General features: G+C 58.2%; 15 protein-coding genes. 10 read left to right on the top strand and 5 right to left on the bottom strand.

Features of this window, described 5'->3' with window-relative positions:
• The first annotated feature begins 27 nt into the window (after positions 1 to 27).
• From SH410x_RS18895 to SH410x_RS18905, 3 genes are all read left to right on the top strand, one after another.
• The gene (locus SH410x_RS18895) at positions 28 to 2,115 is read left to right on the top strand and encodes a sulfatase-like hydrolase/transferase (protein WP_473669862.1); all 2,088 of its coding nucleotides are present in this window, start codon (positions 28 to 30) and stop codon (positions 2,113 to 2,115) included.
• A gap of 50 nt (positions 2,116 to 2,165) precedes the next feature.
• A complete protein-coding gene (locus SH410x_RS18900; RefSeq protein WP_473669864.1) occupies positions 2,166 to 3,464 on the top strand; it encodes a sulfatase family protein in 1,299 nt (432 codons plus the stop codon).
• Between the two features lie 292 nt (positions 3,465 to 3,756).
• On the top strand, positions 3,757 to 4,215 hold the full coding sequence (locus SH410x_RS18905) for a ferritin-like domain-containing protein (RefSeq protein WP_473669866.1): 459 nt from the start codon (positions 3,757 to 3,759) through the stop codon (positions 4,213 to 4,215).
• Between the two features lie 1,240 nt (positions 4,216 to 5,455).
• Here SH410x_RS18905 and SH410x_RS18910 read toward each other — a convergent pair.
• A complete protein-coding gene (locus SH410x_RS18910; RefSeq protein ID WP_473669868.1) occupies positions 5,456 to 6,511 on the bottom strand; it encodes a dihydrodipicolinate synthase family protein in 1,056 nt (351 codons plus the stop codon).
• A gap of 375 nt (positions 6,512 to 6,886) precedes the next feature.
• Positions 6,887 to 7,909 carry a class II fructose-bisphosphate aldolase gene (gene fba / locus SH410x_RS18915; RefSeq protein ID WP_473669870.1) on the bottom strand — a complete coding sequence of 341 codons (1,023 nt, stop codon included), beginning with the start codon at positions 7,907 to 7,909 and terminating at the stop codon, positions 6,887 to 6,889.
• A 534-nt stretch (positions 7,910 to 8,443) separates the two neighbouring features.
• Here fba and SH410x_RS18920 point away from each other — a divergent pair.
• The gene (locus SH410x_RS18920; RefSeq protein ID WP_473669872.1) at positions 8,444 to 9,577 is read left to right on the top strand and encodes a polysaccharide biosynthesis/export family protein; all 1,134 of its coding nucleotides are present in this window, start codon (positions 8,444 to 8,446) and stop codon (positions 9,575 to 9,577) included.
• Between the two features lie 21 nt (positions 9,578 to 9,598).
• Here the strand turns inward: SH410x_RS18920 and SH410x_RS18925 are convergent, their stop codons facing one another.
• From SH410x_RS18925 to SH410x_RS18935, 3 genes are all read right to left on the bottom strand, one after another.
• Positions 9,599 to 11,188 (bottom strand): methyltransferase regulatory domain-containing protein, encoded by a 1,590-nt coding sequence (locus SH410x_RS18925; protein ID WP_473669874.1) that lies wholly within the window; start codon positions 11,186 to 11,188, stop codon positions 9,599 to 9,601.
• Positions 11,189 to 11,362: 174 nt separating this feature from the next.
• Positions 11,363 to 13,954 (bottom strand): ATP-dependent Clp protease ATP-binding subunit, encoded by a 2,592-nt coding sequence (locus SH410x_RS18930; protein WP_473669876.1) that lies wholly within the window; start codon positions 13,952 to 13,954, stop codon positions 11,363 to 11,365.
• Between the two features lie 188 nt (positions 13,955 to 14,142).
• Positions 14,143 to 15,393 (bottom strand): hypothetical protein, encoded by a 1,251-nt coding sequence (locus tag SH410x_RS18935; protein WP_473669878.1) that lies wholly within the window; start codon positions 15,391 to 15,393, stop codon positions 14,143 to 14,145.
• A gap of 453 nt (positions 15,394 to 15,846) precedes the next feature.
• Between SH410x_RS18935 and SH410x_RS18940 the strand changes: the two genes are divergently transcribed.
• The 6 genes from SH410x_RS18940 to SH410x_RS18965 all read left to right on the top strand — a co-directional run bounded on the left by SH410x_RS18940 (position 15,847) and on the right by SH410x_RS18965 (position 25,700).
• Positions 15,847 to 16,644 carry a methylamine utilization protein gene (locus SH410x_RS18940; RefSeq protein ID WP_473669880.1) on the top strand — a complete coding sequence of 266 codons (798 nt, stop codon included), beginning with the start codon at positions 15,847 to 15,849 and terminating at the stop codon, positions 16,642 to 16,644.
• Positions 16,645 to 16,852: 208 nt separating this feature from the next.
• On the top strand, positions 16,853 to 19,489 hold the full coding sequence (locus SH410x_RS18945; protein ID WP_473669882.1) for a DUF1592 domain-containing protein: 2,637 nt from the start codon (positions 16,853 to 16,855) through the stop codon (positions 19,487 to 19,489).
• Between the two features lie 14 nt (positions 19,490 to 19,503).
• Positions 19,504 to 20,940, top strand: coding sequence for a DUF1552 domain-containing protein (locus SH410x_RS18950; protein ID WP_473677345.1), 1,437 nt, complete (start codon positions 19,504 to 19,506; stop codon positions 20,938 to 20,940).
• 189 nt (positions 20,941 to 21,129) lie between these two features.
• Positions 21,130 to 22,584: a glucose-6-phosphate dehydrogenase gene (zwf, locus tag SH410x_RS18955; RefSeq protein ID WP_473669884.1), complete on the top strand. Its 1,455-nt coding sequence runs from the start codon at positions 21,130 to 21,132 to the stop codon at positions 22,582 to 22,584.
• 9 nt (positions 22,585 to 22,593) lie between these two features.
• The gene (locus SH410x_RS18960) at positions 22,594 to 23,586 is read left to right on the top strand and encodes a putative 2-dehydropantoate 2-reductase (protein ID WP_473669886.1); all 993 of its coding nucleotides are present in this window, start codon (positions 22,594 to 22,596) and stop codon (positions 23,584 to 23,586) included.
• Positions 23,587 to 23,648: 62 nt separating this feature from the next.
• Positions 23,649 to 25,700 (top strand): glucuronate isomerase, encoded by a 2,052-nt coding sequence (locus SH410x_RS18965; protein ID WP_473669888.1) that lies wholly within the window; start codon positions 23,649 to 23,651, stop codon positions 25,698 to 25,700.
• The last annotated feature ends 121 nt before the right edge of the window (positions 25,701 to 25,821 follow it).

A 25,821-nucleotide genomic window follows, 5' to 3' on the forward strand; every position in this document is an offset into this window, starting at 1 on the left:
TCCGCTTGCTTCGACCACCGAGTTCCAATGCTTCCCCGACTGCCGCTCTCAATCGCGTTGCTTTGTTTACTTTTTACATCGACACCAGCATTGGGCGCGGATTCTGAGCCTGTTCGGCCCAATGTCATCTTCGTCCTCTGTGACGACCTCGGGTACGGCGACTACGGTGTGTTTTTTCAGAATTTGCGTCGCAAGAATGCAGACCCTGCCGAGCCATGGCACCTGACGCCGGAACTCGATGCGATGGCGCAAGATGGTATTCAATTGCGACAGCACTATTGTCCCGCCCCCGTCTGTGCTCCCTCACGGGCATCGCTGCTTTTGGGCGTGCACCAGGGGCATAGCAATGTTCGCGACAATCAGTTTGACAAGGCGCTCGAAGACAATCACACGCTCGGCTCGGTCATGCAAGGTGCTGGCTATGCAACCGCGGCGATTGGAAAATGGGGGCTGCAGGGTGATCCGTCTGGCAATCAAACGGCCGCCCCAAACAAAACGGAGCGAACACCGACGTCAGAAGATTGGCCCGGATATCCAACCAAACGAGGCTTCGATGACTTCTTCGGCTACGTCCGCCACCGTGACGGACACGCCCACTATCCCAAAGAAGATGGCAAAGAACTGTGGGCCAATGACGACGAAGTTTCCGCTGATCTAGCCGGGTGCTATACCGCCGATTTATTCACGGCCCGGGCCAAGAAGTGGATTATCGACCAACATCGCGAGAATCCCAAACAACCGTTCTTTCTCTATCTCGCCTTCGATACGCCGCATGCGAAACTGCAACTTCCCGCCGCACCGTTTCCCGCTGGCGGTGGCGTTGATGGTGGTCTGCAGTGGACGGGCGAACCGGGACGGATGATCAATACCGCCGACGGAGAGCCTGACTCGTATATGCATCCCGACTATGCCGAGCAAACGTGGGATCACGATGACGACGCGGCGACGCCCGAGCAACCCTGGCCAGATGTTTACAAGCGTTATGCCGCGGACGTGCGACGCATCGACGACTGTGTCGGCGACCTGCTGACGCTGCTCAGCGATCTCTCGATCGACGACAACACGTTGGTGGTATTCACGACGGACAACGGACCGAGCCGTGAGTCGTATCTTCCCGAGAACTATGAACCCACCTTTTTTCATTCATTCGGGCCTTTCGACGGCATCAAGCGTGATGCATGGGAAGGTGGAATCCGCGTCGGCGCGGTCGCGCGTTGGCCGGGTGGAGCGAAGGGGGATCGAATCAGTGAACTACCGAGTCAATCACATGACTGGATGCCGACCTTTGCTGAACTTGCCGGGGTTGCTGCTCCGGCGCGCTGCGATGGCACCTCACTGGTTCCAACCCTGACGGGGCGAGGCGAACAGAAAACGCCGCAAGTCTACGTCGAGTACTTCAACGGCACGAAAACACCTGGCTACAAGGATTTCGAAGCCTCACGTCGAGGTGGTGTCCGCAAGCAAATGCAGGCGATCCGCGATGGTGATTTGGTCGGTGTTCGGTACAACGTTCGGTCGCACGCTGACCCATTTGAAATCTACAATGTGGTCGAGGATCCCAAACAGACCAAGAATCTGGCCGGTCAGCTCCCGCAGATACAGCAGAAAATGCACGACACCGTGCTCCGGATTCGACGGCCCAATGCGTCGGCGAAACGGCCATACGACGATGCATTGATTCCGGCAATCGCCGCTTCGGACGCGAAACCGGGTGTGAAGTGGCATACCTATGTGGCAAACTCGCCCTGGTTAGCCCGTTTGGACGATCTCACTCCCGAAACGGGAGGCGAAGCGAGCACCCTGGAAACGTGTCCAGATCTTGAATCTTCGCAGTCGCAACTCATCACGGGGTCGATCGAGATCCCCGCCGATGGAGAGTACACATTCACGCTGCCCGCAGGCGTCAATGCCGTGCTGCGTCTGCACGACGCGACAGTACTCGATGCAGGGTTTGCTGCCGCGGACGACGACACGACCGGCTCGGCGATGCTAGCGGCTGGCAAGCATCCGTTCCGATTCTACTGGCGTGGCGCCGGCGCGGTTCCCCAATTGACCCTGGGCGGCCCCGAACTCGAAAGTCAAACACTGAACGCCAAGATGCTGTTTCAGCAGTGAGAAACGAATCACCATTGCATCTGTACTCTCTCAACCAAGATCAACCCAACATGAAATTCATTGCCAATCTCGCCGTTATCCTGGCGAGTGTTTTCGCCCTATCGCCCACGCAGGCCGATGAGTCTGCACCGCCCAACGTGGTCCTGATTATTTCGGACGATCAGGGCTTTACCGATTATGGGTTCATGGGCAGCGAGATCGCACAGACCCCCAATCTCGATCGCATGGCGGCCGAGAGCCTGCTGTACACTCGTGGGTACGTGATGCCAGTGTGCTCGCCATCATTGGCCAGTTTGCTCACCGGACGAATGCCGCACTCCCACGGGATCACGGGCAACGACCTGAGTACCGAGAGCATTAAAGCCGTCAATGCCAAGGGTAAACTCGACCGAGACCCACTTTCACAGAGATTGCTCGCCAATTCGCCAATCCTGCCAAAATCGCTCGGCGAAGCTGGCTATGTGACCTTCCAAACAGGCAAACTTTGGAACGTCACGGCGGAGGAGATTGGGTTCACTCAGGGCATGACGAACCAAGAAGGACGGCATGGCGGCGAAGGTCTCGCGATCGGCAGAAAGTCGATGAAGCCGATCTACGATTTCATCGAAGATGCTCAAGCCGCGGACAAACCCTTCTTCGTTTGGTACGCACCCCTGCTCCCTCACCAACCTCACAACCCGCCCCAAAAATTGCTCGCGAAGTACCAGAACAAAGGCCTCAACGCCGAGGCGGCCAAGTACTACGCGATGGTCGAATGGTTTGACCAAACCTGCGGCGAACTCGATGATTACCTGACCGAGCACGACCTGGCCGACAATACCATCGTGATCTATTTGGCCGATAACGGCTGGGATGCGAACCGGCAGGGCAGAGCGAAGCTGTCACCGTTTGAAATGGGAATCCGCACCCCCATCTTCGTACGTTGGCCCGGAAAAGTAGAACCGCAGCGTGATGACGAGACGCTCGCGTCGATCCTCGACATCCTGCCAACCATCTTTTCCGCATGCGGATTGGACGTGCCCGCGGATCTTCCCGGCATCAATATCCTCGATCGCCCGGCGATGCAGGAGCGAAAATCAGTTTTCGCGGAAGGCTATACCCACGACATCGCCGATTTGGACAAGCCGGAAAAAAGCCTGGTGACTCAGGTGATCATCAATGGCTGGGACAAACTGCTCATCCCCGGTGCGCGGCGGCCTGACAAGGAATACACCTCGGCACCCGAGACCATCGAACTGTTTGACCTGAAAACCGACCCGTTGGAAACGCGTAATCTGGCGTCCGAGCGGCCCGAAGTCGTGGCCCGATTGAGCGATTTGCAGGCTGCCGAGTGGGATGCTGCCAAGTAGCTGCATTGACTCGAATCGAGGCTCCACCGTCGAGCGACGGTGACTGCGTTCGACGAGACGCACGCCCCCTCACCGAGGGGGCGAATGAATGCCCGCCAGTCTCGCCGACGCCCTTTCCGGCGAGCTCAACTTGTGAGAAGATGAAAGCTTCCTCCAGCCGCCTAAGGAACGAACGGAAAATAAGTGGCCGAACGCTCCGCGGTCGGAATCATTGACCGCGGAGCGTTCGACCACAATTTCAGACAGTAATGTTCCGCTCGTTCCTCACCTACCCGAAATAGGGATTATTCTCATGGCCAGTGAAGCCCTGATTGACTGCCTCAACGAAATCCTCAAGCATGAGTGGACCGGTGTCGCTCAGTACTCCCAAGCCTCGTTCATTATCGAAGGCCTATGGCGAGAAGTTTACGCGTCGAAATTTGAAGGCGATGCGAAAGAGTCGTTCGGCCACGCCAACCTCATCGGCAACAAGATTGTCGCCTTGGGTGGTGTTCCCGTCGCGACCCGCAACGAAATCAAACAGAGCAAGGACCTCCGAGAAGTACTCGAGTTCAGCTTAGCGTTCGAGTCCAAAGCGGTTGAAATGTACACCAAGGCACTCGAACTCGCCGAAACCGATCGTAGCCTCGTGGTATTCCTCGAAGACATTTTGCTCCAAGAGCAAGAAGGCGTCGACGAGTACACCAAGCTGCTCCGGGATACCCCCGCCGCCCAAGCAACAACCGGCGAATCGGCTCGCAAGTCCGGCTAACCGAATGCCGATTGAGCCGAGTCGCGTAAGCGGCCGGGTGGTGCGTGTTACCCGATGCCTTACGGCATTCGGCTCATGGAGCCAGCGAACTGGAAAAAGCAAACACGCGGCCGGGTGCGTGTTACCCAATGCCTTACGGCATTCGGCTCATGGGAGCCCGCGAATTGGAAAAAGCAACCACGCGGCGGGGTGCGTGCTACCCGATGCCTTACGGCATTCGGCTCATGGAAGCCCGCGAACTGGAAAAAGCAAGCACTCGGCGGGGTGCGTGTTACCCGATGCCTTACGGCATTCGGCTCATGGGGCCAGTGAACTGGAGAAAGCAAGCACGCGGCGGGGTGCGTGTTACCCGATGCCTTACGGCATTCGGCTCATGGAGCCCGCGAACTGGAAAAAGCAACCACGCGGCGGGGTGCGTGTTACCCGATGCCTTACGGCATTCGGCTCATGGAAGCCCGCGAACTGGAAAAAGCAACCACGCGGCGGGGTGCGTGTTACCCGATGCCTTACGGCATTCGGCTCATGGGAGCCCGCGAATTGGAAAAAGCAACCACGCGGCCGGGTGCGTGTTACCCGATGCCTTACGGCATTCGGCTCATGGGAGCCCGCGAATTGGAAAAAGCAACCACGCGGCCGGGTGCGTGTTACCCGATGCCTTACGGCATTCGGCTCATGGAGCCCGCGAACTGGAAAAAGCAAGCACTCGGCGGGGCGTGTGTTACCCGATGCCTTACGGCATTCGGCTCATGGAGCCCGCGAATTGGAAAAAGCAAACACGCGGCGGGGTGCGTGTTACCCGATGCCTTACGGCATTCGGCTCATGGAAGCCCGCGAACTGGAAAAAGCAAACACGCGGCCGGGTGGCGCGTGTTACCCGATGCCTTACGGCATTCGGCTCATGGAAGCCCGCGAACTGGAAAGAGCAAGCACGCGGCGGGGCGTGTGTTACCCGATGCCTTACGGCATTCGGCTCATGGGGCCAGTGAACTGGAGAAAGCAAGCACTCGGCGGGGTGCGTGTTACCCGATGCCTTACGGCATTCGGCTCATGGGAGCCCGCGAATTGGAAAAAGCAACCGCGCGGCGGGGTGGCGCGTGTTACCCGATGCCTTACGGCATTCGGCTCATGGAAGCCCGCGAATTGGAAAAAGCAACCACGCGGCGGGGTGCGTGTTACCCGATGCCTTACGGCATTCGGCTCATGGGAGCCAGCGAACTGGAAAAAGCAACCACGCGGCGGGTTATGATGCCGTTGTTCCGAGTCGCTGCAGCACTTGCTGGACGACGGACTCGAGCGCGCGGGGCGAGAACGCTTGCTCGTCTCGCGCCGAGCCGGAACCGGACGCGTCACATTGTGATCCCTGCCCGGTTTTCTGCAGGACCGCTCTGACCATCGCATCAATTTTGGGCTGGGCGTCGGCAAGGGCTCTGCGGCGAGCATCGCTGTAGGGCACTCGACCGTCACCCAGTCTCCAGCCGCGTGACTGGACGCCGACTCGGAAACCATCGGGGAATTCGCCCAACCCAATCATGCAATCGAACAGTGCCAGTAAGTCGTACTGTAGAGCCATGGCATCTTCGACTTGCCCCGCACACACGCTTCGGTGGATCGCCCGCGTCAGTTCGGGGACGACGCCGCTCGACGCGTTGGTACCACCGTCCACACCGGCGATCAACATCGGCGCCAGCGAAGGGTCCCAACCGGTCAAGAACGAGAAATCATCTCGCTGCGGCCGAATCGCAGCCATCATTCGCAGCATGTTTGGCAGGTCACCCGAACTGTCCTTGATACCGACGATGCGGGGCTGCTCCAACGCCAGACGCGTTGCCGTTTCGACATCGATCGGTGACGCGAACATCGGGATGTTGTAGAGCGTCACATCGACATCGACGCTGCGAGCGATCTGGGTGAAGTACGCGTGGACGGTGTCGCTACTGAGCTGGTAATAGAACGGGGGCACGATCGCCACCGCTCTGACGCCCATCTCACCGTAGGCTTGGCAGGCGGCAATCGTTTCGTCCACATTGGCTTCCGCCGCACCGGCTAAGACGGGTACCCGCCCGGCGGTTTGATCCATCACGACCTGCACGATCCGGCGGCGTTCTTGTGGCGAAAAACGGACAAATTCGCCGGTGCTGCCGTTGGGATACAGCCCGTCGACACCATGTGCGATTAGCCAATCGATATAGCCGCGCAGCTGATCTTCATCAACGCGTCCCGCCGAGTCCACCGGCGTGATCGTCGGTGTGAGGATGCCAGTAATACGATTGGGGTGGTCAGTAGTAGATGGGAACATCGCGACGATTGTGTGAGGGAGCTGTCGATTGGCGGATCGGACGTGATCCTTCCACTACCATAGTCAACGATGCCCGCACCTGCAGCTAAGAAAGTACGACTTGGCACACTCCCGACCGCTACTGAATCGGCACGGACCCGCTAATCGGCATATCCCGAACGGGCGGTCACGCCCGCGACGATTCGATGGGGGCGGGCAGCGACAGGAAGGTGAGCAGCGTTGGCATTTTTGGGCGGCAAAGTCGCCGCGTGCCATGACCCGGACGCACGTCCGAGGCTGTCTCATGATACCGCGGATCGGCGCGGTGAAAAAAAGCCTGGACGACCAGATACAGGGTCGCCCCATCGGCTACCCGCCCAGGCTTGAGCGAACTGCTTAGGCAGTGGTGCCGAGGCACTTGCGGAGCTTGGCGGCATTGCCGGCTTGGCCGAACGCGGTCATCCGGGCGACGCAAACGTCCTTCATGGCGGTACGGGCGGGCTTCAGGTATGCGCGGGGATCGAAGGCACCTGGATCTTCAACGAAGACCTTACGAATCGCACCGGTAATGGCCATGCGGCAGTCGGTGTCAACGTTGATCTTACGCACACCGCTCTTGATACCACGTTGGATTTCTTCGACGGGCACGCCATAGGTTTGCTTCATCACACCACCATACTTGTTAATGATGTCCTGCAATTCTTGCGGCACGCTGCTACTGCCGTGCATGACGAGGTGCGTGTTGGGCAACATGGCATGAATTTCTTCGATGCGGCTCATCGCCAGCACTTCGCCGGTCGGTTTTTTCGTGAACTTGTAGGCTCCGTGGCTGGTACCGATCGCGACGGCGAGGGCGTCGACGCCGGTTTCTTCCACAAAACGTTTCGCTTCATCGGGGTCGGTCAGCAATTGATCGTGGGTCAGTTCGCCGACCGCACCGTGGCCGTCCTCTTGCTCGCCTTCGCCGCTCTCGAGCGATCCGAGGCAACCGAGTTCGCCTTCGACACTGACGCCACGAGCGTGGGCAGCGCGAACGACTTCGGCCGTGACGCGGACGTTGTACTCGTAATCGGCAGGTGTTTTGCCGTCTGCTTCGAGCGATCCGTCCATCATCACGCTGGTGAAGCCGTTATCGATCGCCGACAGGCATGTTTCAGGGCTGTTGCCGTGGTCCTGGTGCATCACGATCGGAATGTGTGGGTACAGTTCCGTGGCGGCGATCATGAGGTGACGCAGGTAGTTGTCCTGTGTGTAAGATCGGGCGCCACGTGAGGCTTGGATGATGACCGGGGAATCGGTCTCTTCAGCAGCTTCCATGATCGACTGGATCTGCTCCATGTTGTTGACGTTAAACGCGGCGACGCCGTAATTGTTTTCAGCAGCGTGATCGAGAACGACGCGAAGGGGGACAAGTGCCATGGTGGATAGTTCCTCTAGCAATGGGGGAGACAGTGGGGTGAAACGATCCGCCGCGCGAGTGCCCCAGTGGAACAAATAGCCGCGAATTCTGTGGCAATTATCGCTTTTGACACTGGATTCGCAAGGGGCGCACGCGCCCCACCACCTGGCAACGCAATCACCGCCCCAGTGGCGGCGTGCGGGGCGATATGATCCCCTGGCGGGCATGCAGTGAAGCTTTTTTTGAAGGTAGGATGGGACCATTGTCCCGTCGGCGGCAACATTTCGGTGAACCGTGGCCAGATTTCTCGCTCGGCACCATGCCCCCGAGCGATGCCCCCGAGCGATGAATCCGAGCGATGAATCCGCCCAACGGCGACTAAAGAGTGCTGCTCGGCGTTTTCCTGACCGGCGGAATTCCCCCTTCCCCGCAATCGCATGCTCGGGTTGCTCGGGTTGTGCCGATTGCGATGCCAGTCGATGTTTCTCAAGCTACCAGCGGCCGATGAGTCCGATTGTAGTTGTGGAATGGATTCCACTCAAAAGGATGATTCGATGGATCGAAAAGTGAACTGGACGAGCACGTCTTGGCTGGGAATGTGGCTGGTGCTGACTGCCTTCATGAGCGGATGCAGTGCATTGGGGCTCTCATTCACCTCGGGGCATGCACTCACCAAAGAGGCTGAAGCCGTCCTTGACCAGTCGCGCATTCCCAGCGGGATGGCACGCGAGAATGCCAAGACGATACTGCCGCCGCACCGCTTACAGCCCGGCGACACGGTGCTGATCGAACCGGTCAGTCTTGATCGTGACCTGCGTTTGCCCGCCGACCAAACGGTGCTAGCCGATGGCACGATCGACTTGGGCCCCTACGGACGCATCGTCCTGGCGGGGCAAGATCTCGAGCAAGCCGAAGCGTTGATCGAGCAGCAGATCGACTTCCAAACACGCGAGCAGTTGGAGACGTGTCGACGAGTGGGGTGTGAGCCCAAGGAATCCCGTGGGAGCATCGCCGAGACGTCTAAGGATTGTGACTCGATCGCCATCAACGTGCGACTGCTCGAGCCCGTCCATCGCTACTATGTGCTCGGCGAGGTCAACGCGCCGGGTGCGTATCCATTATCGGGTTTCGAAACGGTGCTCGATGCCATCGTGTCGGCGGGCGGATTGAACACCAGCGCCAACCCCTGCAAGATCCTGCTGTCCCGGCCATCGGAGCCCTGTGAATGCCGCGTGACGCTGCCGGTTTGCTACCGCGAGATCGTACAACTCGGAAACACGGCATCGAACTACCAACTGCGACCGGGTGACCGCATCTTCGTCGCGTCGCGGTCCTGTGTCGACGAAATGATGTTCTGGCGCGCACGGGAGGGCTGCCCGCGATGCCAAGCATGCAATCAGGCATGCCCACATCCCGAATTCTCGCCATCGATTAGCATGTCGCCGGTAGCCGACACCATGATTTCCCCAGGCAGCACGGGATGGCTGAAACTATCCAACGCAGCCGCAAGTCCTGATGCGATGCTCGAACCAACATCGAATTCCGATTCGCCGACTCCTCAAACGCAGGGGCAGGCTACGTTGGGAGATTACCTCAGCCCCACGGAAGATACCCCAACTCGCCGAGCCGATAGCGATGTCGATGGTGAGCTGGACTTTGAGCCTTTGCAGGCACTTGAACAGCGGTGAATGGCGTTCCACGCCCACTGCTCATGCCTGCAGGAATCCCATTTCCGCCAGGTTCTTTAAGTTGGGCGGCACCTTTTCGGCCACGAGCTTTCGCAGCAATTCTGGATCAGTGACCGCCGCACCGTCGTGCTGCAGCGAGACGCCATCGCGAGAGACAAATTGAAGCATGCCGTCAACAATGGCATCGTGATCGTTGGCGCCGTCGCAGAGACGGATCATCTCTCGAGTGGCGTCGTCCAGACGGATTGCTTGGTGAAGCTGCGACGTGACCACATCGCCTCGCGCGACCTGCCACCGCGCCAGTGGGCTGGTTTTCGGCGTGGCGGACAGGCAGTGGGTCAGCGGTAGCGGTCCGGTCGAGAAACGCACCATGCTAACCTGGGCGAGCTGCAGCAATTCCTCCCGGAGCATGGTGCGCGTGGCATGGGAGTCTTCGCAGTTCGGTACCGTTGCGAGCACATGCTGCCAAACCTGCGCGAAGGACTCGGCAGCCGGTCGGATCTGAGATAATCGCAACATCGCCGCCATGGTCGCGACGCCGCGAAGGGTCGCGGTTGCTCCGTCGGGATTCGCAATGCGCATCTCACCCTCAGGCAGCGTGTCGGTGAGCGGGTGATCATCGACGTCGAAACAACTCACTTCGGTGGACAAAAACAGATCGCCAATCGCATCCGAGTCCGGGACTTCACCAATCGTCGCACCGGAGTCATTGCGACAGATGAGCGATTGTCGAAACGTTCGATTGCACAAAAAGTCGACTGTTTGTTCACGTTCGAGCATCGGCATCGTCGCGAGCCGGTGCTGCATGCCCGCACTCTGCGAGGGGACGAACGCGAAACTTGATTCGCAAATGAACTGTAGACTCGCCGGTTCGATCTCGTTGACGAACTCTTTGAAGTACCGCGGTTCGTTGATGGCTTCGAACTGTTCATGAAACAGGTAGGACTCATCGGATTGGCAGAGACCATGAAACTGCTCTCGCAACAGCTTTCCATAGCCCGAGGACTCTGGCACCGATTCGGTGAGGTCGGCAATAAAACGCTTGGCATCCCGAATCATCTGCAGCGGCTCATCGGGATGGGCCGCTGCATGACACTGCATGATCTCCCGAACCATGGCTTTGGCGTGCCAGCCCGGCAGGGTGTTGTAGCTGATGAAAGCCACACCGTGCGGCGACAGTTGGTCGTGACAAATGCGAAGCACATGGTGCCGCACATCTTCGGACACCCAGGAATACACACCGTGAACGAGGATGTAGTCAAAGGCGGCATTGCCGTGAGCAGTGTCCGAGTCCGCCGGGAACTCACTGACGTCGCCCTGCCTCAGCTCAATATTGCTGAGCCCAAGTTGGTCGATGGATGCCTGCCCCGCTGCGATATGGTTGGGGCTGAGGTCAATGCCGAGGAACTGCGAATCCGGATACAGCGACGCCAGTGAAATCAGGTTGCCGCCCTGGCCACAGCCCAACTCCAGTACACGGCACGACTGATCCAGCGGGCTCGGCGGCGCCGCACCGAACAGCCGCGTCATTGCCGCGATGGTATCGGGGTTAGTGCGTGGGTGGACGAAGTCGGGATAGGGCACGGATTCGTAAGATTCGTTCGTGGTCATCGGCGCGGCGTGATGAGGTGGAGATTGAAAAAGTAAAAATGGTAATTGAAAAGGTTCCAAAGAACTCGTCCGGTGACCACTTCTTAAAAAACGCATTGGCGGTCACGTCCCAACGAAAAAAGCGTCTGATTGCTCAGACGCTTTTCGTATATTAAATCCGGATCCGGCCGCTACCTAGGACTGCTCATCGGTGGCGGGGTCGGCTTCCTTCTCGCTCGTTCCAGCAGCGGCACCGACGGTTTCTTCCGCATCGTCGGCCGGCGGCAGACCGCGGCTTTCACCGTCGAAGTTCAGTCGGGTGACCTTACCCGAATCGTCGCGATGAACCGTGATCACGATCGTGTCCTTACCTTCAAAGGTTCCCCGCAGCAATTCTTCGCCCAAGGGATCTTCGATCCGTTGTTCGAGTGCACGACGCAGTGGCCGGGCACCGTAATCCAGGTTACTGCCTTTCTTGATCAAGAACTCTTTGGCATCGTCGGTCAGTTCGAGCGCTAAGCCGCGATCGAGCAGACGCTCGCGAACTTTCTGCAATTCGAAGTCGATGATGCCCTTCAGGTCGGTCGTGGTCAAGTGACGGAAAATGATGGTGTCATCGAGACGATTGAGGAATTCAGGTCGGAACACTCGCTCGATCGAATCCATCACCCGTGCCTTCATCGACTCGTAACTCGCATCGCCGTCCGGTTTCGCAAAACCAAATGCTGCTTCGTTCTTGATCGCTTCGGCACCCGCATTGGTGGTCATGATCAAGATCGTATTGCGGAAATCGACGTTGCGACCGAACGAATCGGTCAACCGGCCTTCTTCCATCACTTGCAAGAGCATGTTGAACACGTCGGGGTGTGCTTTTTCAATTTCATCGAAGAGCACGACGGCGTACGGACGACGTCGAATCTTCTCGGTGAGCTGGCCACCCTCTTCGTAGCCGACGAATCCGGGAGGTGCCCCGATCAAGCGGCTGACGTTGTGTTTTTCCATGTACTCGGACATGTCGATATGCACCAGCGCGTCCGGATCACCGAACATGTATTCGGCGAGCGCCTTGGCGAGCAACGTCTTCCCGACCCCGGTGGGGCCGGCAAAGATGAATGAACCGGTGGGCCGCTTAGGATCCTTCAGACCGCTACGGCTACGTCGAACCGCTTTCGCGATCGCTGTGACGGCTTGCTCTTGGCTGACGACCCGCTCGTGGAGTTCATCCTCCATTTTGAGCAATCGCATCGAGTCCTCAGTCGACAGACGCGTCAGTGGAATGCCCGTCATCTTGCTGACCACTTCGGCAATCACTTCTTCGTCGACAACGCCATCGGTTTGCTGGCTCTTCTCACGCCATTCCTGAGTGATCTTGTCCTTCTTCTTACGAAGTTTTTCGGCTTGATCACGCAGGTTCGCGGCTTTTTCGAAGTCCTGATTGGCGACAGCGTCCTCTTTGTCCTTGTTGAGCGCCTCGACTTGCTCGTCGATTTCCTTCAAATCTGGTGGACGGGTCATCGACCGCAATCGGACCCGCGCGCCTGATTCGTCGATCACGTCGATCGCTTTGTCCGGTAAGCAGCGGGCGGTGATGTAGCGTTCGCTCATCTCGACGGCAGCGACGATCGCGTCGTCAGTGAACTGAACACGGTGATGCTCTTCGTAACGCTCACGCAGTCCCTTCAGGATCTCGATCGTCTCGGCTTTGCCGGTCGGTTCGACCATGATCTCTTGAAAACGACGCGCCAGCGCATTGTCTTTTTCGATGTACTTGCGGTACTCGTCGAGCGTGGTCGCACCAATGCACTGGATCTCACCGCGAGCGAGTGCGGGCTTGAGCACATTGGCAGCATCGATGGCGCCCTCGGCACCACCGGCACCGACAAGGGTGTGCAGTTCGTCGATGAAGAGAATGGTGTTCTTAACGCGGCGAACTTCCGTCATCACGGCTTTGATGCGTTCCTCGAACTGACCGCGGTACTTGGTACCGGCGACCATCATTGCCAAGTCGAGCACGACGATGCGTTTCTCGCTGAGGATTTCGGGAACCTCACCATTGATGACGCGTTGTGCGAAGCCTTCGATGATGGCGGTTTTGCCGACCCCTGCTTCGCCGAGCAGGACAGGGTTGTTTTTGGTACGTCGGCAGAGGATCTGGATCGCTCGTTCGATTTCTCGTTCCCGACCGATGACGGGATCGAGTTCGCCTTTGCGTGCCAATTCCGTCAGGTCGCGACCGAAACTATCCAAGGCCGGCGTTTTGCTTTTGCCGCTCTTGCCACTGTTGCTCGAACCACTGTCGTTCCCTTCGCCAGTGCGTCCGCCCCGTTCGCCGACTTCGGCGCCTTCGAGGCCGTGGCCGAGCAGATTCAGGACTTCCTCGCGGACATCTTCGAGCTTCAAGCCCAAATTCATCAGCACCTGGGCGGCAACGCCTTCCTGCTCCCGCAGCAATCCGAGCAAAATATGCTCGGTGCCGACGTAGCTATGATTCAGATTCCGCGCCTCTTCCATCGAGTATTCGATGACCTTTTTGGCACGTGGAGTTTGCGGCAATTTGCCGACGGTCACCATTTCGGGACCGCTTTGCACAAGCTTTTCGACTTCGAGACGAATTTTTCTCAGATCGACGTCGAGGTTCTTCAGCACGTTGGCGGCAACGCCACTGCCTTCTTTCACCAACCCCAGCAAAATATGCTCGGTGCCGATATATTCGTGATTGAATCGCTGAGCCTCTTGGTTAGCCAACTGCATGACTTTCCGGGCTCGGTCTGTAAACCGTTCGTACATGTTTTTCGTCCTTAAATCAAAAACTTCAAATCTGGTTCCGAACCCCTCACGGCAGCAGGAAAATTCCCCGCTTCGGTAAATACCGTTGACTGTCAAATTGGCGAATCGTTCGCAGTACGCTCAGCAATAACGCAAACCGTACGCCACAACGCACACTCTAGCGTCGAATCCACGTCCATCCTACCGCTTTACGCAACATTCGGGGATGGGAGTTCAGATACGGCGGCAACGCCCAGCAAATCGCCCTGATTGAAGCAGAATTTCTCTAATTCTCCTGCAATCTCCGCGTCGCCGCCCGCGATCGCTCGTTCGGCCATGCCGATCATCTCCGGCAGAACGCGGCCGACCGGGACGTCCTCAGGAAATAATTTCATTGCCGCCCGCAGCCCCTCGCCAGGCCGACCGATCCGGTCGAGCAGGTCGATGTAGGTCTCGATTGCACCGCTGCCATGCACGCCAGGCTCGACGGTGCGCGCTTTTTGCTCGAAAAGTCGCAGTGCCGCATCGACGTTTTTCCCGAGCAGTGCCGAGAAGAATGCCGTGTGGGCGGGATAGAAATCGACAAAGGGTTCTGTCCCCGGGTACTGAAAATCAGCTGGCAGACGTCGGCCATATTGGCATAACTCCAGGGCTTTTTCGATCAGCTCGGGATCGTCCAAAATAATCGCGAACCGCACCACGGACGACAAATGGGTGGTGTCGAGGTGGTAGCCGCCGGCCCCTTGGATCCACTTGTATTTCGTGGTGAGCTCACCGAGTGACAGATTCTCACGATCCGCCTCGATTTTTTCCGCGGGCACCCCATTTTCGCTGGCACGTTGCTGAAAATCTTCCCGCACGCGGCTGTCGAGTTCCCCGTACAGGTGCCGGAGCAAGCACTCGGCAGCGATTTTCCGATCCTGGCGTGATCGGTCGGCGATCACGCTGTCGTAGAGTGTGATCGAGTTGCAGGTTCCTTGACGGGCGATCGCCGCCTCGTAGCCACGCTGCAGATCCACGCCTTCGTGAAGCAGGACGTGTAACATTTCGTCGTAATTATCGTCGGTAATCTCGACTTTCGAGAGCAAGCGGCGCACCAAGGCGAGGTCGCCGATCGGCCGCAGGTACATCCAGCCCTCGCCGACCTTGCCACTCTCGATGAGCATCGCACCGGCCTGGCGGCAGGCGTCGAGCAAGCCCGCTTCGAGCCCCCGTTGGATTTCGATGTCGCGATCGCTTGACATCGAAATCGACTCGTCCGGAGGGGCGACCATGGGCAGCCCAAATTTCAGTCGGCTCTTCATCTTGAGCGCCTCAAAGAGCTCTACTGGCCGGCGAGCACGACGGTAGTAGGCGATCACCTCGTCAATCCGGGCGGCGGGATCCCGGGCCAATCGCGTGAGCATTTGGGGATCGAGATCCGACGGTTGCGACGAGGCGGCGGGCGACGCTGCGGTCATAATAGGCAGGCTTTTGGGGAGGACGGGTGTTTCCGGGAGCATCACATGCTACACGAATTTCGATTTTCACCGAAGCATGATCCCACCAAACAATGGGAAAACGCATTGGACATTTCCGTCGCGAAGGTATACAATTAAGGTTCACGTTGGCCCACAGCGGTCATCCATCCCGCCTTCCTGATCAGGTTTTACTGTTGATTTTCACACCGCTGGCGGGTGAATGAGGCAGATTACCTGCCCCGCCACTGGAAATCCGCCCACGGATGTGGGTAGATACTTGAATCGGTTGTTGCGATTTCGCTCGCCGGTTCTGCTTTGTTCGCGTTTCAAGTTTTGGAATCATGCGATTCGTCGCGTGCTCAGGCCGCTTTCTCGGTGATGCCACGGCTCGCTGGGCCTCAAAGTTTCCACGTCCTCCCCATTCATTAGTAGCAACTGGAGAATCCCCTCGAGATGAAAATTCAATCCCCTATCCGGCGTGCTGCCATGCTCGCCCTGACCAGCACCTTCGCCGCCGTCGGCCTGGTCAGCACCGCAACCGCCCAAGACGCGACGCTGAAAATGCGGTTTGTCTACGACGGAACCCCGCCGCCGGTCAGCAATATCACGCCAACGAAGGACCAGAACTACTGCGGTACGCACGACATCCCGAACGAAAAATTGATCGTCAACGCGAAGGATCGAGGGATCCGGAACGTGATTGTGCACGTATACAGCCGATCCAGCGGCAAAGATTTGCCAAAGACCACTCACACCCCGACGACGCACGTGCTCGCCAATGACGAGTGCCGTTTTCAGCCACACGTCGTGTTGGCGCACACCGGCGACACGCTCCAAATCACCAACCCCGATCCCATCGGGCACAACGCCAACTTGAACTTCATTCGCAACACAGCCCAAAACCTGATGATCCCATCGGGCCAACAAAAGGACATCGTGCTCAAGGACGAAGAGCCCGCGCCGATTCCAGTTGACTGCAACATTCACCCGTGGATGCGAGCCTACGTCGTTGTTTTGGATAACCCGTTCGCGGACGTCAGCAACGAGAGCGGCGAGATTGAAATCACAGGACTGCCCGCAGGCAAAGAGATTGAGTTCGCCGTTCGTTTCGAAGGCGGCAAACTCGACGAAGTCACTGTTGGCGGCAAGAAAACCGATTGGAAGCGTCAGCGTTTTGAAGTCGACTTGAAGGCTGGCGTGAATGACTTGGGCGAGATCCTCGTGCCCGCAGACGCCGTCTCGGCAGACTGATTCGGTGTCGCCGGATCGCTTCGCCGATCCATCCATTTCAAGAAACCGCTCGCATTCGACGGAACGCCCCCTCGTTGCGAGTGTTTAATATGATGGGCGTTGTTTAACATAACGGGCGCCCGGTGCACTGGACGAGTCGCCTGACCTCGACCGACACGACCTGCATCGGTCGCCCCCCTCCCCCCGCCTCCCTCCCTCCCCCACCTATATGATCGTTTTCGAGCCCTCACTTGGTGGCGCTCATCGCTTCGTCCTACCTGCATGGTTAGTGCGTTGTGGTTCGATGCTCGTCATCGCAATTTCGATACTCAGCATCGAATTGATGGCCCTGCCGCAGTCGGTCGCCCGGGCGGCTGACCCTGCCCCGGGGATTGACACCAGTGCCGTCGACAACCCAACGCCGACCGAGATTGCCGCCGATGAGTGGGCGAAAACAGGGTGGCCGCTGATGCAGATGTACTGTGTCGATTGCCACAACGAAGACAATCCCGAAGCGGAAGTCGACCTGACGCTTTTGGAAACGCTCGCAGGTGTCCAGGCCAATAGCGAACTGGCGACTCACGCGGTCAGCATGATTGAGTTTGCGGCGATGCCGCCCGACGACGCCGATTTACCCGACAGGGATGAGCGGCGCAAGCTTGGCGATCAGCTCGATTCGCTGGTGTTTCATGCCGCCTGTGACCTGCGGCCCCGCCCGGGACGCACGACAGCTCGGCGGCTCAATCGGGCCGAATACAACAACGCAATCCGCGACCTGTTTCAGATCGATTTCCAACCTGCCGATTCGTTTCCGTCCGATGAAGTCGGCGGTGGATTCGATAACAATGCCGACGTACTGTCGCTCTCAACCATGTTGATGGACAAGTATCTAACGGCCGCCGAAGACGTGACCCAACGGATCATCATCGATCCCGAATCGCTGCCACAGGTCAACGAAACTTTTGCCGGGGACACGCTCTATATAATTGGCGAAACCAAAACAGGCTCATTTGGACAACGATCCATCACCGCCGATGGGATGGCATGGTTCGATGTCGAGATCCCCGTTCGCGGCGAGTATACGATTGATGTGGTTGCCTCTTCGCAGCGAAAATCACTGAGCCGAGTCATCTCGACGATGCACTCTGCCGACGGCACCTTGCGAGCAATTTTCGAGCATGACCTTCGCGACAGCGGCGGCGATGACGATCGCGAGTCGATTAAGATGACACTCGACGCCGGCACACATCGATTTTTCTTTCGGACGCCGCTGCTGCCTGCCAGTGAACGTGAAAAGCTCAAGGACGATCCTGATTGGCAAGTCGATCAGTCGGTTTTTGAGCCGATCGCAAATATCGACAATGCGGAGCTCGAAAAAACACGGCTCGCTAAGGGCACAGCACTGCGGCACGATGGCAAAATCGACACCGAGAAATTCCCGATGCGATACAACCGCTTCCAGGTCAAAGGCCCCAGTTCGTCAACGCGAGAGGACCTGCCACCCGGTCAGCGAAGTTTGCTGAGTAAAATTCCCGAGCGCCGTGGTGAGCAATATCGCAATGTCAAACCGGCGGCGAAGGAAAGCCTGCGGCCACTGCTCCGCCACGCATTCCGGTGCGAAATCAGCGATGAGGATCTCACGCCTTACGTCGACTTGGTCGAGCGGATGTGTGAGCGTGGCGACTCGTACTACGACGCGATGCAGGTAGCCATTTCCGCTGTCCTGGTGTCGCCGCGATTCCTGTTTCGAATCGAAGTTCCCGAAGACGAAAAAGCACGTGAGATCGCCAAGGCGGGCAATCCCGTTCCACTGTCATCGACTCAACTCGCATCGCGACTATCGTTCTTTCTATGGAGCAGTCTGCCGGACGAAGCATTGCTGGAAGCGGCGAAACGCAACGAACTCGTCAATCCGGACAAACGAGCCGAGCAGGTGCGGCGGATGTTGGCGGACCCGAAGTCCGATTCGCTCGGTGCTCAGTTCGCACGCCAGTGGTTTGCTCTGGGCAATCTCGACTCTCGTGATCTAAGTGAATTTGCGGCCAACAGCACCGGCAAGGCGGCCGCTGCGGACACGCTCACGCCAGAAATGCTGTCGGCAGAAACAGAACAACTCTTTTTGCATTTACTGCGAGAAAATCGGCCCATCGGGGAATTACTGACCTCCGAAACGACCTATGTCGGTCCGGAACTGGCGAATTGGTACGGGGTTGAGTTTCCCGCCGACAAAGCCACCAACGGGTATGCGGCGGTCGACATGGGCGGCAGCGGCCGCAAAGGGATCTTGGGGCATGCCGGGGTACTGTTGATTACGAGTTACCCCACGCGGAACTCACCGGTATTGCGGGGCAAATGGATCCTAGAAAATATTCTCGGCACGCCGCCACCGGACCCACCACCAGGGGTCCCGACGCTCGAAGAAACCGAAACGGCCTCGGCGAACGCTTCCCTGCGAGAGCAACTCGAACTCCATCGGGCCGATCCGGGGTGTGCGTCTTGCCACCGTGTCATGGACCAACTCGGCTTCGGCCTGGAGGACTTTGATCACTTCGGTCAGATGCGGGCAGCGGACGATCCGGCACGTCTCGACGCCACTGGCGAATTGCCAGGGGGCCGTTCCTTCGCGGGTGCCGCCGAACTGACGACGTTGCTCGCCGAGACCGAGCAACAGCGTCTAGCTGAAACTGCGGTGCGCCGCATGTTATCATTTGCGATCGGTCGTGAGTTGCGACCGAGCGATCGATGTTTTGTTGAAGCGATCTTGGCAGAGACTCAAGATCAAGATTTCCGGGTGCGTGACCTGCTGGAGCAAGTCATTCTCAGCCCACCGTTCCTAAACCATCAAGCGGAGTTACCCTCGCCATGACGACGAACAATACGATGATGTCATCCAACAGCATCCCGGCTTGTCCGCAAGGTGGCCAACGTCTGCCGCGGCGGACACTTCTGCGGGCCGCAGGCATGTCGCTTGGCCTGCCGCTACTCGAGTCGATGACTCCAGCGGCTCGCAGCGCCTTTGCATCCGCCGATCGTGACGCTGGCTCGGCTCCCGTGCGAATGGCGTGCATTTTTGTGCCCAACGGTGTGATCCAGCCCAAGTGGCGGCCAGAGGTGAAGGGCTACACCCGGGGCGGAGACGGGCAACTCGAAGCCGAGGGCCACTCAGGCAACGTTGTCTCACGCGACTGGGAGCTCAGTGAGACCCTGCAGCCTCTCTCGGCCGTGAAGTCCAAGATCAACTTGATCGAAAATTTGGTGCTCGACAACGGTCGGGCTGGGAAGGACGGTGCGGGCGATCACGCACGGGGCGGATCGACATTCTTGACAGCTGCCCGTCCGGTAAAGACCAGCAGTGCGATTCGCTTGGGGATTTCGGTCGACCAGGTCGCCGCCACGGCGCTGGCGGGCAAGACAACCTTGCCCTCCCTCGAACTCGGGCTCCAAGGCAGTCGTAACGCGGGCAGCTGCGATTCCGGTTACAGCTGTGCCTACTCGTCGAACATTTCATGGAAAAATGAAACCCAGCCGATGCCCAAGGAGATGATCCCGCGGCTGGCGTTTGAGCGTATGTTCGGCAGCGGCGATGCCGCCGCGCAGCGAGAACGACGCGAGGTACGTCGCAGCATTCTCGATATCGTGCGTGCCGACACGGACAAACTGATGCGGCAGGTCGGTGAAACGGATAAACGGAAACTCGACGAGTATTTCACGAGCATTCGCGAAATTGAACTTCGAATCGAACGCACCGAAGAGGAAGACCTCGCTTCGCTGCCCGATCTGCAGGTCCCCTATGGTCGCATTTCCGCGTTCCGCGAACACGCTCGCTTGATGTTCGACTTGATGGTCGTTGGCTTTCAAACCGACACCACCCGGGTCGCCACCTTGATGCTTGATACGGCAGGTGGAAGCCGGTCGTACAGCGAGATTGGCGTTAATGATGCACACCATGGGCTGAGCCATCACCGCAACAAAGAAGATATCGTCGCGAAAATCGAGAAGATCGACCATTATCTCGTTGAGCAGTTCGCGTACTTCGTCGAGAAGCTCAATGCGACCAATGATGCGAATGGCTCGCTGCTGGATCAATCGCTCGTGCTCTACGGTAGTGGATTGGGCGATGGAAATCGTCACACCCACCACGACCTGCCATTGATTCTCGCAGGGGGAGCAGGAGGTCAGATTCAGACCGGACGCGTCATGCGATATGAGCATGAACAACCGATGGCGAACCTGTTCCTGTCGATGCTCGATTGCATGGGCACGCCCGCCGAGTCGGTCGGCGACAGCACCGGTTTGCTCGATGGACTCGTAGGCTAGGAATCCGATGCAGCGAGACGGCTTCGTCCGTCTGAGCTGATACGGCCCCGTTCCTCGCGACGGGGCGGAGCCGCCGGTCGGCAATGGCCGCCGACACGGGGGTCTCGCAACGGATGCCAATGATTCGTAGAGTATCGAGTGGTTCACGCCCGCGTCCACTCGTTTCCCTACTTTGGCTACACGGTTTCCATGTCCAACACGATTGTTATCTTTGGAGCTAGCGGCGATTTGACCAGCCGCAAGTTGATCCCTGCACTCTATCAGCTTCACGCCAAGGGCCGGTTACCTGAGCAGACCCGGATCGTGGGGGTCTCTCGCAGCGAGTTTGAGCACGACGCATGGCGTGAGAGCCTCCGCGAGACGACGGCTAAGTATGCAGGCAAAGTATTCGATAGCCAAAAGTGGGATACCTTCGCACCGAACCTCTTCTACCAAGCCGGAGATATTAAGGACGCCGCCTCGTTCGAGTCGCTGGCGTCGTTTCTCAGTGAAATCGAAGAGAGCCAACCGACCGGGCGAGTGTACTACCTGTCGACGATGCCACAGTTGTACAAAACGGCGATCGAACAACTCGGCGCTGCAGGATTGGCTTGCGAAGACAACGGCACCCGCCGAGTCATCATTGAAAAGCCGTTCGGTACGGACCTCAAGACCGCCAAAGTACTTAATCAATCGATCCACAACGTCTTTGACGAAGAGCAGATCTACCGCATCGACCATTATCTGGGCAAGGAAACCGTCCAGAATATTTTTGCGTTGCGATTTGCCAACAGTATTTTTGAACCGCTGTGGAATCGCAATTATGTCGATCACATTCAGATCACCGTGGCGGAGGAAGTCGTCGTCGGCAGGCGTGCGGGGTACTACGACACCAGCGGTATTCTGCGAGACATGTTTCAGAACCATCTCTTGCAACTGATGATGATCACCGCGATGGAACCGCCCGTTCGGTTTGATGCGACCATGGTCCGCGGCGAGAAAGTAAAAGTGCTGCACGCGGTTCGCAATATGTCTGGGGGCGATTTCGCCGCCCACACGTTGCGTGGACAATACGCGGGCTACCTCAAGGAAGAGGGCGTGCCGCCAGATAGCCAAACGGCTACCTTCGCCGCCTTGAAACTGTACTGTGACAATTGGCGGTGGCAGGGTGTGCCATTCTATCTGCGTTCGGGAAAAGGCATGTCCTGTCGCACCACGCAGATTGTGATCCAGTTCAAAGATGTGCCGCACATGCTCTTTGGTGACAAGCATCGCGCCGCGCTCGGCAATCGCTTGGTGATCCAAGTGCAACCGGCCGAGGGGATTCAACTGCACTTTGAAACCAAGGTTCCCGACGCGGGGATGAAAACTCGCACGAGTCACCTGGACTTCAATTTCCAGGACTCGATCGGCGGCAGTGCGATGCCGGATGCCTACCAGCGTCTGTTGCTCGATGCGGTCCAGGGGGATGCGAGTTTGTTTTCGCGTGGTGACGAAGTCGAACTGGCGTGGGGAATTATCGATCCGATTCTCGAAGCCTGGAAGAGCCCCGCGGCGCCACCGCTGCTGGTTTATGAAACCGGCTTATGGGGCCCCCCCGAAGCGAACCAATGGATGCTCGACCAGAAGCGAGAATGGTTCGACGTGTGCCCCGTGCTGAAGTAGGTTTCTGTGATGCGATATGCGATTTTGGGTAGTGGAGCGGTGGGCGGTTTGTATGGTGGCATGCTCGCCCACGCCGGACATGACGTGCATTTCCTCTTGCACTCCGACTACGATCACGTTGCCAAGCATGGCTTGCGGATCGATTCGGTGCGTGGCGATTTTGTCGTGACGGATCCGAATATCTATCGCGATGCCGCGGACATGCCGCCCTGCGACGTCGTGATCGTGGCGTTGAAGTCGACGAACAATCATCTGCTTGCGAGCATGTTGCCGCATCTCGTCGCCGAGCACGGTGTGGTCCTGTCTTTACAAAATGGGCTCGACGTCGAGTCCGCGGCGGCCGCTGCCGTTGCCGCGCATGGCATTCTTGGGGGCTGCTGTTTTCTATGCAGCAACAAGGTCGGTCCCGGTCACATTCGGCACCTGGACTACGGCCGAATCGTCTTCGGCGTCTACAAGCAAGCAGCCAACGAGTCGGCAGAGCCCGATTCGACGCACCAGCGGGGACAACAGATCCTCAGCGACATGATCGGTGCAGGGATCGACGCGCAGTGGACGAACGATCTCGCCGCGGCGCGATGGCGGAAGCTGATGTGGAACATTCCCTTTAATGGATTGTCGGTGGTCCTTGATGCGGCGACGGACGAGATCATGAATTGCCCAGCGGCGCGGGATCTTGCCGATGTAATCATCCGCGAGGTTTATCAGGGCGCGGCGTTTTGCGGCGTTTCCATCGACGAGTCAGCGGTCGAGAAAACGATGCAGCACACCGAGACGATGGTGCCTTACGACAGCAGCATGCGGCTGGATTTCCTCCATGGGCGAGCGATGGAGGTCGATTTCATCTTCGGCAGCCCCCTGCGAGCGGTCGCCCAAGAGCAGGTGCGAAGGAGAGAAACGGGTGAAAATTCGTCGCATCCGATGCCTTCGGTCGCGATGTTGCACCAACAGTTGCAATTTTTAGACTCCCGACCGCGCCAACCATCGAATCGGCCGGCCTGAGTAGTTATCTTAAGAGGGGTCGTTCCATTTGAAAAAACACCCCCGCGTGATTGAAACCTGACATGTCTGACGCCTTCAGCCAACCCGGATCTGCTCGAACGGATATCTATAGCGAGCTGGCGTCGCTGCGACTGACCGACCCCCACACGCACATCAACCCCCACTCCCCCGCGTCGAGGACGCTGGCCGATGTGCTCGGTTACCACTATTACACGGAACTGGCGCACTCCGCCGGCATGCCCAAGTCGCAGATTGAAGGGGGTTCGATTGGGCCCAAGGAGCTCGTCGAGCGGCTCGTCGGCCGGCTGGCGCCGTTGGAGAACACGGTTCAGTACAGCTGGTTGATCGAAATCTGCAAGATGTTCTTCGGCTTTGACGAGGATCGATTGCATGCCAACAACTGGGAATCGCTCTACGATCGCAGTGAATCGATCATGTCGTCGGCGCAGTGGCCCGACATGGTGCTCGATCAATCGAATATCGAAGCCGTCTTCTTAACCAACGACTTTGACGACGATCTGGCGGGTTTTGATTCCGATCGCTACATCCCCTGCCTGCGCACCGACGATCTTGTGTTCCACCTCGCCGACCGGAACGTTCGCGAGCGTTTAGCCGCCTGCACGGGCGTTGAACTCGACGGAACCCTGGAGAGCTTGCGAGCGAGTCTGCGAGCTTTGTTCGTGCATTTTGTCGGACGCGGAGCACGCGCATGTGCCATTTCACTGCCGCCCTCGTTCACGCCAACCTCCGTCCCCGACGGTCGCGCCAAGACGGCACTCGACGCCGTACTGCGTCGTGGAGCGAGTGCTGACGCGAGCCATCACGACGCACTGTCACGCCGCATATTCTGGACGCTCGCTGAGTTGTGCGACGAGTTTCAGCTGCCCTTCGATTTGATGATCGGCGTCAATCGCAAGGTCTACACCGACGGTGTGTTTCAAGGCCAAGATCTATTTGATTCACGCGTATCGCTGATCCAATACCGCGAGCTGTTCAATACCTTTGCCGACGTTAAGTTTCCCGTGTCCGTGCTCGCGAGCGTGACCAACCAAGAACTCGTCAGCTACGCATGGATCTTTCCCAATGTGATTCCCAACGGGCATTGGTGGTACAGCAACACGCCCTCGACGATCACCCATGACCTCGCCGCCCGTCTCGAAGCAGTCCCGCAGAATAAATTGATCGGGTATTACAGCGACGCTTACAAGCTCGAGTTTGTGTGGCCGAAATTCAATATGTACCGCAAAGTCCTGGCCGGCGTATTGGCGGACCAATTTGTCCGTGACCGTGGCTGGAGTATCGAGCGTGCCGTCGAACTCGGTCGCACCGTGCTCAAGGGCAATACGGAAGAGATTTTCCCAAAACGCGTTCATGAGCAATCCGAGTCGGACGATTCCGAATCCCTCGCCGCCGAGACGATGCCCTTGGCGCCAGCCATTTTAACGGCAATCGAGACCCAGCGTGAGGCGGAGGCCGATCAGGGTGAACTCTCGATGGAGGAACGCAGCTGGGATGTGATCGATGATGTCGAAGAAGCCGCCGCCACGGTCGTCGAGGAGACTGTTGTCGCTGGGGCGGATGACGATTTCTCCGCATCCGATGAACGGCTTGCCGATGCGACCGAGAGCGACGAGATAACCGACCTGGAAGACGATTCGCGGGGGCTCTCTGGTGTCGATGTACTCGAGGCACACCTCGACCCGCTGCCGGCAGACGATGAGATTGACGAACTCGATCTCGACGACGTCGAACTCGTCGATCCGTCTGCGGAGACCATTCATGATGCGGCCTCGATCGCATCGTCTCTCGACGACGTCGCACTTGATGTGGGCGATTTGATGTCCGAAGACGATCGTGCTCATGACGACACCGACACTCAGCAAACGCCCCACATCAAACAACTGCGCGGCGAGACTTCATTCTCGCCCGATGACGAATCTCTGCAGCTCAAACCCGATCCCCTGACGGGCGAATACCGGTTCAATTCCGGGCCGGCAGCTGACGAGGAGGGTGACGACAGGGCGCCGGATGCAGCGGTTGAGACCACATCGGACGACTTCGAAGCGGATGATTTCCAACTCGATTGGCTGGATGAAGAAGACAAGGACAAGTAGGAACGGTTCGTGGAGATCGGCCTATCGCAGGGTCCCCTGAGCCAACTCGCGCGCCCTCCCTTTTGGGCTGGGTGAATCCAGTGGGGGGATTTCGATAGCGAACGCCGCCGATCTGCCATAT

It is taken from the genome of Rhodopirellula sp. SH410, assembly GCF_055811895.1.

Coding starts and splice junctions, on each gene's coding strand:
- SH410x_RS18895 (WP_473669862.1), top strand. CDS start 28: ATGCTTCCCCGACTGCCGCTCTCAATCGCGTTGCTTTGTTTACTTTTT.
- SH410x_RS18900 (WP_473669864.1), top strand. CDS start 2,166: ATGAAATTCATTGCCAATCTCGCCGTTATCCTGGCGAGTGTTTTCGCC.
- SH410x_RS18905 (WP_473669866.1), top strand. CDS start 3,757: ATGGCCAGTGAAGCCCTGATTGACTGCCTCAACGAAATCCTCAAGCAT.
- SH410x_RS18910 (WP_473669868.1), bottom strand. CDS start 6,511: ATGTTCCCATCTACTACTGACCACCCCAATCGTATTACTGGCATCCTC.
- fba (WP_473669870.1), bottom strand. CDS start 7,909: ATGGCACTTGTCCCCCTTCGCGTCGTTCTCGATCACGCTGCTGAAAAC.
- SH410x_RS18920 (WP_473669872.1), top strand. CDS start 8,444: ATGGATCGAAAAGTGAACTGGACGAGCACGTCTTGGCTGGGAATGTGG.
- SH410x_RS18925 (WP_473669874.1), bottom strand. CDS start 11,188: ATGACCACGAACGAATCTTACGAATCCGTGCCCTATCCCGACTTCGTC.
- SH410x_RS18930 (WP_473669876.1), bottom strand. CDS start 13,954: ATGTACGAACGGTTTACAGACCGAGCCCGGAAAGTCATGCAGTTGGCT.
- SH410x_RS18935 (WP_473669878.1), bottom strand. CDS start 15,393: ATGACCGCAGCGTCGCCCGCCGCCTCGTCGCAACCGTCGGATCTCGAT.
- SH410x_RS18940 (WP_473669880.1), top strand. CDS start 15,847: ATGAAAATTCAATCCCCTATCCGGCGTGCTGCCATGCTCGCCCTGACC.
- SH410x_RS18945 (WP_473669882.1), top strand. CDS start 16,853: ATGATCGTTTTCGAGCCCTCACTTGGTGGCGCTCATCGCTTCGTCCTA.
- SH410x_RS18950 (WP_473677345.1), top strand. CDS start 19,504: ATGATGTCATCCAACAGCATCCCGGCTTGTCCGCAAGGTGGCCAACGT.
- zwf (WP_473669884.1), top strand. CDS start 21,130: ATGTCCAACACGATTGTTATCTTTGGAGCTAGCGGCGATTTGACCAGC.
- SH410x_RS18960 (WP_473669886.1), top strand. CDS start 22,594: ATGCGATATGCGATTTTGGGTAGTGGAGCGGTGGGCGGTTTGTATGGT.
- SH410x_RS18965 (WP_473669888.1), top strand. CDS start 23,649: ATGTCTGACGCCTTCAGCCAACCCGGATCTGCTCGAACGGATATCTAT.